Genomic DNA, 13,357 nt, shown 5'->3' with positions numbered 1-13,357 from the left:
AGCGGGCTTGCCCGTTCAGGGCTCATGGAAGCTCAAAGCTTGGCCAGTTCCTCCCGGCAGAACTCGACGAACAATTGCGCAGGTTTGGTCAGTTGGACCCGCTTCAACCGCGCCGCCGCCAGCCCCGACAGGGCCACCGGCTCGGCGATGTCCAGCGTCACCAGCCGCTGTCCATCGTAGGTGTATTCGGAATGTGGCCGGGTCACCAGCAACGAAAACCCGAAACCCTGCCCAACCATCCCCCGCACCATCTCGATCGATGGCGAACTGAAGACAATGTTCGGCGTCAGGCCCATCTCGTTGAACAGGCTGACGAAATAGGTGCGGCTCGGCGCGACATCGAGCAGGATCATCGGCTCCGGGCACAAGTCACGCAGCGACACCTGAGCCTGACCTGCGAAGCGGTGCTTTTCAGGAAGCAGCACGTAGGGCTTTTGCGGCGGCATCAATGGCTCGGCTTCGATGGTGCCGTCCAGGTCATGGTCGTAGAGAAAAGCCAGATCGAATGTGCCGGCGGTCAGGCCCTGGATCAGGTCCTGCTGCTCGCCATCGCGCAGGCGGATGTCCACGCCCGGATAACGCTCACGAAAGCCTGCGATCAACCTGGGCAGATACAGCGGCGCCACCGTCTCGAAGCAGCCGATATCGATCTGCCCGGCCACGGTGTCGTTGTCGGCCAAGGCGTTCTGCTCGAACTCGTGGGTCATCTGCAGCAGCGCCTTGGTCTTGGCATAGAAGCGCTTGCCGCTGGGGGTCAGCGAAACGCCCTGGGCATGGTGGCGGATGAACAACTGGACGCCGAAGCTCTCTTCCAGGCTTTTGATGGCCGTGGAGATCGACGGCTGCGCGATGTACAGCTGGCGCGATGCCTCGGCGACGCTGCCGGCCTCCACGGTGGTGACGAAATACTTGAGTTGTCGCAAGGTATAGGAAGCCACAGGTACCTCTCTGACGCCGCATGCGGCGTAGCGGATTTTTCCTGCCACCTTACCTTAGCGCTGAGCCCACAGGCGCGTGGGTGAGCAAGGATTTGCCTATGGGTTGAAGATATTTTTCATGGCACGAGCGCAGCCGTGAGGTTAAACGTGTGACGCGCAAAAGGGCCGCAGAGCGGCCCCTCCGAAAAGCCCTGGCTGTTCAGGGCGGTTACGACATCACATCGCGTATACCTGGGATGCGCTTACTGCACCACCCCGCACGCTACCCGGGCGCCGCCACCGCCCAGTTTCTCAGGATGGTCGCTGTGGTTGTCGCCACCGGCATGCACCATCAGGGCATGCTCCTTGAAATCGTCCACCTTGAGTCGAGGTGCCAAAACTGGAGTCGTAGCCTTGCCGTCGGCACCGACATACAACGCTGGCAAGTCGCCGCGATGGCCGCCTGCGTCGTACGGGCCTTTGTGAGCGCTGGTCGCCGCCGGATCCCAGTGGCCCCCCGCGGCGCCGGCCGGCACGGACTTGCCGTTCTCCTCGGCCGCGTCGCATGAAGGGCGCTGGTGCAAGTGGAAGCCGTGCACACCCGGAGGCAGGTCGGCAAGATCCGGGGTGAGCAATGCCCCGTACGGGGTCTGCTCGAGGGTGACCGTCCCGATCGACTTGCCTGGGCCGTCCGGGCCGGCAAGCTGCAATTCCACCTTCTGGTCGGCCTGAGCAAGGCCGGCGGTGACCAGCAAGGCGGTCATTACCAGTGCTTTCATGTGATTTCTCCTTGGTTTGGAACAACGGACGTCTTACCTGCAGAACACGCCACCTGACAGGTGGACTGCGTACGCTGCCAGCGATTCCATTCGATCGCAGTCAGACGTACTTCTGTCTTGTGTAAGGAACCTCTACGAGGTTTGCGTTTTCTACCCGACATCCACTCAAGGAGGGCTGCACCATGCTCGATCCCGCAACCGGCATGCAACCAGGCGAACGCTACACCGTCGATAACGAGGAGCGTACCTGGCAATTCACGGGTTTCTTCCTCGATGGAAAGTACTATCTCGACACCGACCTCAACACCGCCGTCGGCTGGCTGGAGGGTACTCGGTTCTACTATGACGACCTTGACCCGGATGGCCAGCCGATCTTTGCGGATCGACTGGCCGGCACCATCGAGGATCTGGTGTTGACTCTGGTCGATGGCGCGACGCTCAAGCTCGAAGGCTCATTGCAGGGTCATCCGAGCGACGCACGCAAAGGCCTCTGAACCGCTCGAGACCTCCGGGTCAATCGAAGTCCCAGTAAGGCTGGCAGTGCCCGACTTCGGTCCAGCCCGTGCCCTCCGGGCACTCTGGCCCGAAATCCCAATAGCTGAGCAGGGCATCGCCGGCGATGGCGCCGGTCTGGACAATTGGAGACGGCGTAGCGGCCCCAGGGGCGGACTCGGTGCTGTGGGCGAACGGGGTCAGGCCCGCGGTGAACAACAGAGCGATTACGGCACGTTTTTTCATATCGTTTTCTCGTGTGTTTCTGACGTCGATGAAGCAGGCGAACCGTCATGATCTGCCTGCCGACCGGTGAGGGATCTCGTCCTTCACCTACGCCCACTGTCGTCTGGCAACGCCCCCTCTAGCACCAGGAAATCTACTCGGTCATTACGCTGAATCGATGTCGCGTTCGAGCGCCGTCCTACGCCTGCCCTCAAGACATCGTTCAGCTCTTTTCGCATTCCAGCGACTGCGCTGATGGGGCGAGTCACCTTCAAACTCACTCTGACGACGCTGATCTGGCCACCAGCCTCGTTCGACCATTGGGCCGCACTCAAGGAGCGCCACCTCCCAACATCCCACGCTCTACGATGAAATCGATCACCGCCTGCAACCCCTCACCCTTCTTCAGATTGCTGAAAGTCCACGGTCGCTCGGGGCGCATGCGTCGGGTATCGCGCTCCATCACCTCCAGCGAAGCACCGACATGAGGCGCCAGATCGGTCTTGTTGATCACCAGGAAATCCGACTTGGTGATGCCTGGCCCTCCTTTGCGGGGAATCTTCTCGCCTTCGGCGACATCGATGACATAAATCGTCAGGTCAGCGAGTTCCGGACTGAATGTCGCACTGAGGTTGTCGCCTCCGCTTTCGACGAAGATCACATCGAGATTGCCAAACTTACGCGTCAGCGCCTCTACGGCAGCCAGGTTCATCGAGGCGTCTTCGCGGATCGCCGTATGCGGACAACCACCGGTCTCCACCCCGACAATACGCTCAGGCTCCAAGGCACCGGCCTCGGTGAGGATGCGCTGATCCTCCTTGGTGTAGATGTCGTTGGTCACGACCGCGAGTTGGTAGTGGTCACGCATGGCCTTGCACAAGGCTTCGAGCAATGCGGTCTTGCCGGAGCCGACCGGTCCGCCGACGCCGACGCGCAGGGGGTTTTGATGACTTTGCATGAAGGTCTTCCTCAAGAACGGAACAAACGGGTGTATTGGATTTCATGACAGGAAGAGGCAATGGCGAGCCGCGGCAGGCTGCCGCCGAGCTGGTCATCGTCCAGCGCCAGGGCGCGATCGAGCACGGCAGGCAGCGCCTGCCCCAGGTCGCGCAGTAGCGTCTGGGCCGCCTGCTGGCCGAACGGCACCAGCTTGACCCCGGCCATCACCGCGCTTTCGAGCCAGGCAAAGCCGTGGCCCAAGGCCAACTGACGCAACGGGATGGACCAATGCACGCCAAGCCAGGCCATGCCGCTCAGTTGGCTCAGGTCGAGACTGACCCGCCAGTCCGGGGCCTGCCCCAGCTGCCAGCCATCGAGCAGCCGCGCCAGCGCACTGCCACGCTGCTGTTCTTCCAGCCGCAACTCGGCAGTCTCACGGTTGGCCAGCACGAAGCGGCTCCAATGCGCGAAGGCGCCGGCATCATTTGCCTGGCAGGCGTGATAGAGCCGCGCCAACACTGGCCAGTCGAGGTAGCCGAGGGTGTCGTTCAATTGCTCGCGTTGCCAGGCAGCGAAGGTTGCAGTGTCGCGCACCCAACCGGCCTCCACGGCCCACTCCAGCCCCTGGGAGTAGGTGAAACCGCCTACCGGCAGGCCTGGACTGGCCAGTTGCAGTAAGCGCAGCAGCGCGAGGTCGACGTCCATCAACCGGCCAGCACCAAGGCCGCCCCCGCCAGCATCCCCCCACCGACGGCCTTCTGCAGGCCCGTGTGACGACGCAACAGGCAGCCGACGGCAAATCCCACTGCCAGCAGCAGCGTGCTGACGAGAACGAAACCTGAGCCGAACAGCCAGAATGCGCTGGGTGTAGCCTCCACGCCATGGGCCCAGCCATGGAACAGGGCGAACATCGGCATGATCACTGCCAGCGGCCTTTGCCGACTGGGCAGCAACAAGGCGCCTGCGATCACCCATACCGACACGGCGATCATCGCTTCCATACCCAGCACGTCACCAACCAGATGCCCGCACACCGCCCCACCGACCATCGCCGCCAAGGTGGCCAGCGGCAGGCCCAGGCTTCGGCGCGTCAGGGCCGCCAGCACACCGGTGCCCAGCAACATCAACAGATGATCGAGACCGGTCAGTGGATGCAACAGGCCGTCGCGCAAGGGGCTACTGTCGTGACCAGGGTGGGCGAAGGCCGGCAGGGCCACCAGCAGTAGGACAACGGCTAACGTCTTTTTCATTGAAAACTCCCAGGATGGCTCAGCAATGGGCAGGCAAGCGCACGAACTGATGGTCGTGGCCGTGATGATGGGGCGCGCTCTGGTAGGCCCCAGCTTCAGGTTCGAAAGGCGCCTGCTCGGTCACCACGCTCAAGCCCAGGCCGCGCAGCATCTCGTCCAGGACATGATCGTGCTGGAAACGCAGCAGGCCAGGTTCGATCTGCAACGGCACATGGCGGTTGCCCAGGTGGTAGGCCGCGCGGGCCAGCAGCAGCGGGTCGGTGCAACGCACCGTGGACACCTGCTCGGGCGCGGCAAGCACTTGCACTACATGGTGACCTTCGGCGTCACCGAGCAGCTCGCCGCCACGCAGCAGTTGACCACGCTCAAGCATCAGGCCTGCCTCACGGCCGTCGTCCAGGGTGATACGCAGGCGGCTTTTGATGCGGCTATCCACGTCCAGGGTAACGGTGCCGGTCACAGGGCCTGCTTCGTTGAGTCGACGGGTCAGGACAATCATGGGTTTTCCTCAGAACAGAAAATAACGCTGGGCCAACGGGAGTTCGCGGGCCGGTTCGCACACCAGCAGCTCGCCGTCGGCGCGCACCTGATAAGTCTGGGCATCTACCTCGATAAGCGGTTGCAGGCTGTTGTGGACCATGTCGGCCTTGCGTACCCGCCGACAGCCGCGGGCCACACCGATCAGACTGCGCAGACCAAGTGTCTCGGCCAGGCCCCTGTCCATGGCCAATTGCGGCAGGAAGGTCATGCGCGTGGCCTGCCGGGCCGCGCCGAGTGCGCCGAACATCGGCCGGTAATGCACAGGTTGCGGCGTGGGAATCGAGCCATTGATATCGCCCATCGGCGCCGTGACGATCATTCCGCCCTTGAGCACCAAGGCCGGCTTGACGGCGAAGAAGGCCGGCGACCAGAGCACCAAGTCAGCAAGCTTGCCCACCTCCACCGATCCCACCTCATGGGCGATGCCATGGGTCAGGGCCGGGTTGAGGGTGTACTTGGCGATGTAGCGCTTGACCCGGAAGTTGTCGCTGTAATCGCTGTCAGGCGACAACGGCCCGCGGCGCAGCTTCATCTGGTGCGCCACTTGCCAGGTGCGCAGCACCACCTCGCCCACCCGGCCCATGGCCTGTGAGTCCGAAGAGGTCATCGCGAAAGCCCCCATGTCATGGAGGATATCCTCGGCGGCAATGGTCTCGCGGCGTATGCGCGACTCGGCGAAGGCCACATCCTCGGCAATGCTCGGGTCCAGGTGATGGCAGACCATGAGCATGTCCAGGTGTTCGTCGACGGTGTTCACGGTATAGGGCAGCGTCGGGTTGGTCGAAGAGGGCAATACATTGGCCTGCCCGGCTGCGCGGATGATGTCCGGCGCATGACCGCCCCCGGCACCTTCGGTGTGGAAGGTGTGGATGGTGCGATCACCGATGGCGGCCAGGGTGTCTTCGATACACCCGGACTCATTGAGCGTGTCGGTGTGGATCGCCACCTGGATGTCCAGCGCCTCGGCCACGCCCAGGCAGCAGTCGATGGCAGCCGGCGTGGAGCCCCAGTCTTCGTGCAGTTTCAGGCCCACCGCTCCGGCGGCGATCTGCTCCTGCAAGGCTTCGGGCCGCGAAGCATTGCCTTTGCCCAACAAGCCGATGTTGATCGGCAGGCTGTCGGCGGCCTGGAGCATGCGCGCCAAGTACCAGGGGCCGGGCGTGCAGGTGGTGGCATTGGTGCCGGTGGCCGGCCCGGTGCCGCCCCCGATGAACGTGGTGACGCCACTGATCAAGGCTTCCTCTACCTGTTGCGGGCAGATGAAGTGGATGTGCGAGTCGATGCCACCGGCAGTGATGATCTTGCCCTCGGCAGCGATCACTTCGGTGCCCGGCCCGACGGGGACGGTGACCCCTGGCTGGACATCCGGATTGCCCGCCTTGCCGATCGCGGCGATACGCCCATGACGCACGCCGATATCGGCCTTGACGATGCCCCAGTGATCGATGATCAAGGCGTTGGTCAGCACCAGGTCCATCGCCTCGGCGGCGAGCATCTGGCCCTGGCCCATGCCATCGCGGATAACCTTGCCACCACCGAACTTGACCTCTTCACCGTATACGGTGAAGTCCTTTTCCACCTCGACCCACAGGGCGGTATCGGCCAGGCGCACACGGTCGCCGACCGTCGGGCCGAACATGTCGGCATAGGCCTGCCGGGATATCCGACTCATACCCTGCCCTCCAGTGCGCCCATGACCCTGCCCTGGAAGCCGTACACCTCCCGCTTGCCGGCGTAGGCGACCAACTGAACGGTGCGGGCCTGTCCAGGCTCGAAACGCACGGCGGTGCCGGCCGGGATATCCAGGCGATAGCCACGGGCCACCTCACGCTCGAAGACCAGGCAATCATTGACCTCGTAGAAGTGGTAGTGCGATCCGACCTGCACCGGACGGTCGCCATGGTTGGCCACGCTGACGCTGACAGTCGGGCGGCCCTTGTTGAGTTCGATGTCGCCGTCAGCGACCTGGATTTCTCCGGGGATCATGCTCGGCTCCTCAGACGATGGGGTCATGCACGGTCACCAGCTTGGTGCCGTCGGGAAAGGTCGCCTCGACCTGAACGTCGCGGAGCATCTCAGCCACGCCCTCCATTACCTGCGCCCGCCCCAGTACTTCACGGCCCAGGCTCATCAGCTCGGCGACACTGCGCCCATCACGGGCGCCTTCGAGCACAGCGGCGCTGATCAGCGCCACCGCCTCCGGGTAGTTGAGCCTCAAGCCACGGGCCAGCCGCCGCTCGGCCAGCAACGCTGCGGTGAACAACAGCAGTTTGTCTTTCTCTCTTGGGGTCAGCTCCATGGCCTCTCTCTCAGGTGGCCCAGATGCGCGGCGGGCACGGCGCCAGGCCGAGGACAGCCGGACGCAGCAGGTGCCAGAGGCGCTGCAGGGTGGATTGCAGGTGTTGGTTGTCATGGTCGAGCAGGCGGATCACCAGCAAGGGCCCCAGCAAGGTGGCGCCAGCAGGATTGCCCAAGCCCTCCAGTGCCTGGCGCACGCGCTCGAGCAGCGGCGGATTGGCGGGCGCTGCGCAAAACGTAGCGACCAGCGGGTAGCCGCCAAGCTTGTCCAACCCCCCGGCTTCGATGCGCAGCCGCTCCTGCAGCCCAGGGTCATCTGCCAGTTCGATGCACAGGCTGCTGTCGAGTGCGCCCTGCTCGAAGCGCTCGCCCATGACCGGTCGCCCCAGGCACAGGGTTTCCCAGGCCAGCAACCGTGCACCGGGCTCGAGCGTGAAGCGGCTATCGAGCCTGGCTCGCGCGCCACTGAAGAAGATGCTGTCCTGGGGCAGCCATTCCAGCGTGCTGCCCGCCGCCAGGTGGAACCGCTGCGTGAGCCGTGCCGTAGGCCCGATGCTGCGGTAGAACTTGCTCGCCCCCGGCATGGTCAGCAGTGCGTGGCTGCCAGGTTCTAGATGAACCTCCAATTCCAGCCGGTCACCGGCGACGATGCCACCTGGCGGATGCAGGACATAGACATGACAGGGTGCACCTTCGGGATGGAACGGACGCTGCACCAAAAGAGGACCGAAGTGCCGTCGCGCACCAAGGCGGGTCACCCCTTCGCACTGGATGAAGCGCAGTTGGAGACAGGCGCTCCAGCCAGGTTGCTGCTCGAGTTGTTCCTTGCGCTGCGCCAACGACATCCACAAGCCCCCGAAAACACGCGGCCTTGCGGCCGTGAAGCGGGTCAGAAGCAGCGCTGGATGCCCTGCAGGCCTGACCACTTGATCAAATTCTTTGGCAGGGACATAGCAGGTAACGGGCCAACTCTTCGCTTGAGGCTGGATGAAAAGATTCAGCGCACCGCGTCGTCGCAAGGGCTGACCAGCCGGTCGCCCGTCTGGGCAATTCATGACTGGACGTTTCGGATCCGCGGCGGATGTATTATCGTGGCGAGGTGCGCATATAAAAGCAGCCTGAGCGATCAGGCCCTAGGCAATACAAGAGGGTGTCATGAGTAACGAGAGCATTAACTGGGACAAGCTGGGCTTCGACTATATCAAGACCGACAAGCGCTACCTGTCCGTATGGCGCAACGGCGAGTGGGACAAAGGCACCCTGACCGAAGACAACGTGCTGCACATCAGTGAAGGCTCCACCGCCCTGCACTATGGCCAGCAATGCTTCGAAGGCCTGAAGGCCTATCGTTGCAAGGACGGCTCGATCAATCTGTTCCGCCCTGACCAGAACGCCGCCCGCATGCAGCGCAGCTGCGCCCGACTGCTGATGCCGCAAGTGCCGACCGATGTGTTCATCGAGGCCTGCAAGCAAGTGGTCAAGGCCAACGAGCGCTTCGTACCACCGCACGGCAAAGGCGCCCTTTACCTGCGTCCGTTCGTCATCGGCACCGGCGACAACATCGGCGTGCGCACCGCGCCGGAGTTCATCTTCTCGATCTTCGCCATCCCGGTCGGCTCGTACTTCAAAGGCGGCATGAAACCGCACAACTTCACCATCTCCAGCTATGACCGCGCCGCCCCGCAAGGTACCGGCGCCGCCAAGGTCGGTGGCAACTATGCGGCCAGCCTGATGCCAGGTGCCGAAGCGAAGAAGAACAACTTCGCCGATGCCATCTACCTGGACCCGCTGACCCACAGCAAGATCGAGGAAGTCGGTTCGGCCAACTTCTTCGGCATCACCAAGGACAACGAGTTCGTCACCCCGAAATCGGCCTCCGTCCTGCCGGGCATCACCCGTCTGTCGCTGATGGAACTGGCCGCCTCGCGCCTGGGCCTTAAAGTGGTCGAAGGCGATGTCGAGATCAACAACCTCGATCGCTTCGTCGAAGCCGGGGCCTGCGGTACCGCCGCAGTCATCACGCCGATCGGCGGGATCGAGTACAACGGCAAGCTGCACGTCTTCCACGACCTGGAAAAAGTCGGCCCGGTCACCCAGAAGCTCTACAACGAGCTGACCGGCATCCAGAGCGGCGACGTCGAAGCGCCAGCCGGCTGGATCGTCAAGGTCGCCTGAGGCTCCGTCCTCCCCTTGAAAAACGGGGCATGCCAGCAATGGCATGCCCCGTTTTCATTTTCCATACCCGCCTTTGGCGGTGCGCCCGTTCACCAAGGTCAAAGGGGGATCTCGGCCCCGCAGACTCAGGCCGATCAGGTCTTGATGCAGCAAATGAATTTTTCTTAAATCGCGCAATGTCTATTCTTTGGCACAATCAAGCCTCCAATCGCTGCCCAGGTACTAGCATGCCCCGCGTACTGACCATCGAAGACGACGCCGTCACCGCCCAGGAGATCGTCGCCGAACTGTCCAGCCATGGCCTGGAAGTGGACTGGGCCGACAATGGCCGTGAAGGCCTGTCCAAGGCCATCGGTGGAGGCTACGACCTGATCACCTTGGATCGCATGTTGCCCGAGGTCGATGGGTTGACCATCGTCACCACCCTGCGCAACCTCAAGATCGCCACCCCCATCCTGATGATCAGCGCCCTCTCCGATGTCGACGAGCGCGTGCGCGGCTTGCGCGCCGGCGGCGACGACTACCTGACCAAGCCGTTCGCCTCCGACGAGATGGCCGCACGGGTCGAAGTACTGCTGCGCCGCAACAGCGTGCCGGTGACCCAGACCCGTCTGCAGGTCGCCGACCTCGAGTTGGACCTGATCAGCCACGAAGCGCGCCGCGGCGAGCAGACCCTCAACCTGCTACCCACCGAATACAAGCTGCTGGAATACCTGATGCGCCATGCCGGCCAGGTCATCACCCGGATGATGATTTTCGAAGAAGTCTGGGGCTACCACTTCGACCCTGGCACCAACCTGATCGACGTGCACATCGGTCGCCTGCGCAAGAAGATCGACCCGCCTGGCCAGAACCCGCTCATCCGTACCGTGCGGGGCTCCGGCTATGCCATTGCCGAACCCGTCTAAGGGCTGGAGCTCCTCCACCAGCCGCCTGCTGGCGCTGTACAGCTTCCTGTTCGTGGCCTGGAGCAGCATCCTCATGGGGGTGCTGTACTTCGAGGTCTCAAGCTACCTGAACAAGCTCACCCGCCACTCCATGCTGCAACGCCAGCACCTGTTCTCCCACATGAGTGGCAAGCAGCTCGACGATGCGCTGATCGCAAGCCAGGCGTTCGAGGAGCGCGGTTTCGACGCCTACGGCCTGTTCGACGCCCAGCTCAACCCCATTGGCGGGCGTGTGCGCTTCATCCCACCGGAGCTCGGGCTCGATGGCGAAGTCCACGAACTCAAGCGATGCCTGGATGCCGACGACCCACACCTGCCCCGCGACAGCTGCGACGCCGTGGCGATCCGCATCAAGGATGGACGCTGGTTGGTGCTGGTCCGCGACAACGGCTCGCTGTTCGTGGTTACACGGATCATCCTGCATGCCTTGCTCTGGGGCATCTCCCTGACCTTGATCCCCGGTTTCGCCGGTTGGTACCTGCTGCGCAGGCGACCGCTCAAACGTATCAGGGCGATCCAGGCCCAGGCCGAGCTGATCGTCGCAGGTGACCTCACCCATCGCCTACCGCTGTCGGCGCGGCGTGACGAGCTGGACATGCTGGCGGCCATCGTCAATGCCATGCTCGACCGCATCGAACGGTTGATGCACGAGGTCAAGGGTGTTTGTGACAACATCGCCCATGATCTGCGCACGCCGCTCACTCGCCTGCGTGCGCAGCTTTACCGGATCCGCCAGCAAGGCGGTGACAACGCGCCCGAGGCCCAGGCCTTGGAGCAGGCAATTGCCGAGACCGACACGCTGATGGCGCGCTTTCGCGGACTGTTGCGCATCAGCGAACTGGAAGACCGTCAGCGCCGCGCCGGGTTCGTCGAACTCGATCCCCACGCCTTGCTGCTGGAGCTCTTCGACTTCTACCTGCCGCTGGCCGAAGATGGTGGCATCCGCCTGACCCTGGAGCAGCCCGCGCAGTTGCCGGCGCTGCACGGGGACCGGGAACTGCTGTTCGAGGCGCTGGCCAATCTGGTGGGTAACGGCATCAAGTTCACACCGGAGGGTGGACAGGTACGGATCCAGGCGCGTGAGTATGCCAGCGGCCTGTATATCGCCATCGAGGACAGTGGACCGGGGATTCCGGAGCAAGAGCGCGCGGCAGTGTTGAAGCGTTTCTATCGCAGTGAGGAAGGCCATCGCCACCCGGGGTTCGGGCTGGGGCTGTCGATCGTCGCGGCGATCGTCGACCTGCATGGGTTCCGGCTGGAGGTAGGAAGCAGCGAGCTGGGCGGGGCGAAGCTGACGCTGCATTGCCCGTTGGCGGGGCCAGCCAAGTAACGACTGGGGCCGCCTTGCGGCCCTTCGCGGGTTGACCCGCGAAAAGCTGCAAAAAGCAGCCCCAATCAACGCATCGATCAGTCAGCCAGGCGCCAGGTGGTACCGCCCTTGCCGTCTTCCAGGACCACGCCCATGGCGGTCAGCTGGTCACGGATACGGTCGGACTCGGCCCAGTTCTTGTCCGCACGCGCCTGCAAGCGCGCCTGGATCAGCGCTTCCACTTCAGCGGCGTCGACCTTGCCCTCAGCCCCGGCGCGCAGGAAGTCATCGGCGTCCAGTTGCAGTACACCCAGCACATCTCCCAGCTCACGCAGACGACCCGCAAGACCGGCAGCGGCCTCAGGATCGCTGTCACGCAGGCGGTTGATCTCGCGCACCAGGTCGAACAGCACGGCGCAGGCCTCCGGCGTACCGAAATCGTCGTTCATCGCCACGCTGAAACGCTCGACGAACTCCTCGCCTCCCTTGGCCTCGACACGCGGCAGACCACGCAGCGCGTGGTAGAAGCGCTCCAAGGCACCCTTGGACTCACGCAGGCTGTCCTCGGAGTAGTTGATGGCGCTGCGATAGTGGCTGGCCACCAGCAGGTAGCGCACCACTTCAGGGTGATACTTGTCGAGCACATCACGGATGGTGAAGAAGTTGTTCAACGACTTGGACATCTTCTCGCCGTTGATACGGATCATGCCGCAGTGCATCCAGGCATTGGCGTAAGGCTTGCCGGTGGCCGCCTCGCTCTGGGCAATCTCGTTCTCGTGGTGAGGGAACTCCAGGTCGCTGCCGCCGCCGTGGATGTCGAAGCTCTCGCCCAGGCAGCAGGTGGACATGACCGAGCACTCGATGTGCCAGCCCGGACGGCCCGGCCCCCACGGCGACTCCCAGCTCGGCTCGCCCGGCTTGGCGGCTTTCCACAGGACGAAGTCCAGCGGGTCCTGCTTGGCTTCGCCCACTTCGATCCGCGCGCCGATGAGCAAGTCTTCGATCTTGCGCCGCGACAGCTTGCCGTAGCCGACGAACTTGCCGACCCGGTAGTACACGTCGCCATTGCCCGGTGCGTAGGCATAACCCTTGTCGATCAGGGTCTGGATCATTGCGTGCATGCCGGGGATATGGTCGGTGGCGCGCGGCTCCTGATCCGGCGGCAGAATGTTCAGACGGCGCTCGTCTTCGTGCATGGCATCGATCATGCGCGCGGTCAGCTCATCGAAGCGCTCGCCGTTGTCATTGGCGCGGTTGATGATCTTGTCGTCGATGTCGGTGATGTTACGCACATAGGTCAGCTCGTAGCCGCTCTTGCGCAGCCAACGGGTGATCAGGTCGAAGGCGACCATGCTGCGGCCGTGGCCCAGGTGGCAATAGTCGTACACGGTCATGCCGCACACGTACATGCGCACCTTGTTGCCGTCCAGGGGCTTGAAGGCTTCCTTGGTCTTGCTCAGGGTGTTGTAGATGGTAAGCACGGCGA

The 13,357-nt window shown here is 63.4% G+C and carries 15 protein-coding genes and 1 pseudogene; 4 read left to right on the top strand and 12 right to left on the bottom strand.

Features of this window, described 5'->3' with window-relative positions; genetic code table 11:
* Positions 1-32: 32 nt before the first annotated feature.
* Together AB1N67_RS10705 and sodC are read right to left on the bottom strand one after the other, a co-directional pair.
* Entirely contained in the window at positions 33-938 is a 906-nt protein-coding gene (locus AB1N67_RS10705; RefSeq protein ID WP_043211318.1) for a LysR family transcriptional regulator, read from the bottom strand.
* A gap of 242 nt (positions 939-1,180) precedes the next feature.
* Entirely contained in the window at positions 1,181-1,696 is a 516-nt protein-coding gene (sodC, locus tag AB1N67_RS10700) for a superoxide dismutase family protein (protein WP_182818861.1), read from the bottom strand.
* A gap of 182 nt (positions 1,697-1,878) precedes the next feature.
* Here sodC and AB1N67_RS10695 point away from each other — a divergent pair.
* Positions 1,879-2,142 (top strand): annotated as a pseudogene (locus AB1N67_RS10695) (short chain dehydrogenase); the annotation flags it as partial.
* Positions 2,143-2,209: 67 nt separating this feature from the next.
* Here the strand turns inward: AB1N67_RS10695 and AB1N67_RS10690 are convergent.
* The 9 genes from AB1N67_RS10690 to AB1N67_RS10650 form a co-directional block, all read right to left on the bottom strand.
* Complete coding sequence (locus tag AB1N67_RS10690; protein ID WP_043211321.1) at positions 2,210-2,434, bottom strand: hypothetical protein; 225 nt, start codon at positions 2,432-2,434, stop codon at positions 2,210-2,212.
* A gap of 310 nt (positions 2,435-2,744) precedes the next feature.
* A complete protein-coding gene (gene ureG / locus AB1N67_RS10685) occupies positions 2,745-3,371 on the bottom strand; it encodes an urease accessory protein UreG (RefSeq protein WP_043211322.1) in 627 nt (208 codons plus the stop codon).
* Between the two features lie 11 nt (positions 3,372-3,382).
* The gene (locus AB1N67_RS10680; RefSeq protein WP_043211324.1) at positions 3,383-4,057 is read right to left on the bottom strand and encodes an urease accessory protein UreF; all 675 of its coding nucleotides are present in this window, start codon (positions 4,055-4,057) and stop codon (positions 3,383-3,385) included.
* A complete protein-coding gene (locus tag AB1N67_RS10675; protein WP_289717253.1) occupies positions 4,057-4,602 on the bottom strand; it encodes a HupE/UreJ family protein in 546 nt (181 codons plus the stop codon). The genes AB1N67_RS10680 and AB1N67_RS10675 overlap by 1 nt, the downstream gene beginning before the upstream one ends.
* Positions 4,603-4,621: 19 nt before the next feature.
* Positions 4,622-5,101 (bottom strand): urease accessory protein UreE, encoded by a 480-nt coding sequence (gene ureE / locus AB1N67_RS10670; RefSeq protein WP_367863789.1) that lies wholly within the window; start codon positions 5,099-5,101, stop codon positions 4,622-4,624.
* A gap of 9 nt (positions 5,102-5,110) precedes the next feature.
* Positions 5,111-6,814, bottom strand: coding sequence for an urease subunit alpha (ureC, locus tag AB1N67_RS10665; RefSeq protein ID WP_043211328.1), 1,704 nt, complete (start codon positions 6,812-6,814; stop codon positions 5,111-5,113).
* A complete protein-coding gene (locus tag AB1N67_RS10660) occupies positions 6,811-7,128 on the bottom strand; it encodes an urease subunit beta (RefSeq protein ID WP_043211329.1) in 318 nt (105 codons plus the stop codon). The genes ureC and AB1N67_RS10660 overlap by 4 nt, the downstream gene beginning before the upstream one ends.
* 10 nt (positions 7,129-7,138) lie before the next feature.
* Positions 7,139-7,441: an urease subunit gamma gene (locus tag AB1N67_RS10655; RefSeq protein WP_102082589.1), complete on the bottom strand. Its 303-nt coding sequence runs from the start codon at positions 7,439-7,441 to the stop codon at positions 7,139-7,141.
* 10 nt (positions 7,442-7,451) lie between these two features.
* Positions 7,452-8,285, bottom strand: a complete 834-nt coding sequence (locus tag AB1N67_RS10650; RefSeq protein ID WP_367863788.1) for an urease accessory protein UreD — start codon at positions 8,283-8,285, stop codon at positions 7,452-7,454.
* Between the two features lie 310 nt (positions 8,286-8,595).
* Here AB1N67_RS10650 and AB1N67_RS10645 point away from each other — a divergent pair, with 310 nt between their 5' ends.
* The 3 genes from AB1N67_RS10645 (at position 8,596) to AB1N67_RS10635 (ending at position 11,892) form a co-directional block, all read left to right on the top strand.
* Positions 8,596-9,615, top strand: a complete 1,020-nt coding sequence (locus tag AB1N67_RS10645) for a branched-chain amino acid aminotransferase (protein ID WP_070574590.1) — start codon at positions 8,596-8,598, stop codon at positions 9,613-9,615.
* A gap of 227 nt (positions 9,616-9,842) precedes the next feature.
* Positions 9,843-10,523: a response regulator transcription factor gene (locus AB1N67_RS10640; RefSeq protein ID WP_043211335.1), complete on the top strand. Its 681-nt coding sequence runs from the start codon at positions 9,843-9,845 to the stop codon at positions 10,521-10,523.
* Positions 10,501-11,892 (top strand): HAMP domain-containing sensor histidine kinase, encoded by a 1,392-nt coding sequence (locus AB1N67_RS10635; protein ID WP_043211337.1) that lies wholly within the window; start codon positions 10,501-10,503, stop codon positions 11,890-11,892. Before AB1N67_RS10640 ends, AB1N67_RS10635 begins: the two co-directional genes overlap by 23 nt.
* Positions 11,893-11,969: 77 nt before the next feature.
* On the opposite strand, the gene cysS is transcribed toward AB1N67_RS10635, so the two are convergent.
* Positions 11,970-13,352: a cysteine--tRNA ligase gene (gene cysS / locus AB1N67_RS10630; protein WP_367863787.1), complete on the bottom strand. Its 1,383-nt coding sequence runs from the start codon at positions 13,350-13,352 to the stop codon at positions 11,970-11,972.
* Positions 13,353-13,357 lie beyond the last annotated feature (5 nt).

It is taken from the genome of Pseudomonas guariconensis (assembly GCF_040822035.1).
Taxonomy (GTDB): Bacteria; Pseudomonadota; Gammaproteobacteria; order Pseudomonadales; family Pseudomonadaceae; genus Aquipseudomonas; species Aquipseudomonas guariconensis.
This window is presented reverse-complemented; position numbering and strand designations above follow the sequence as displayed.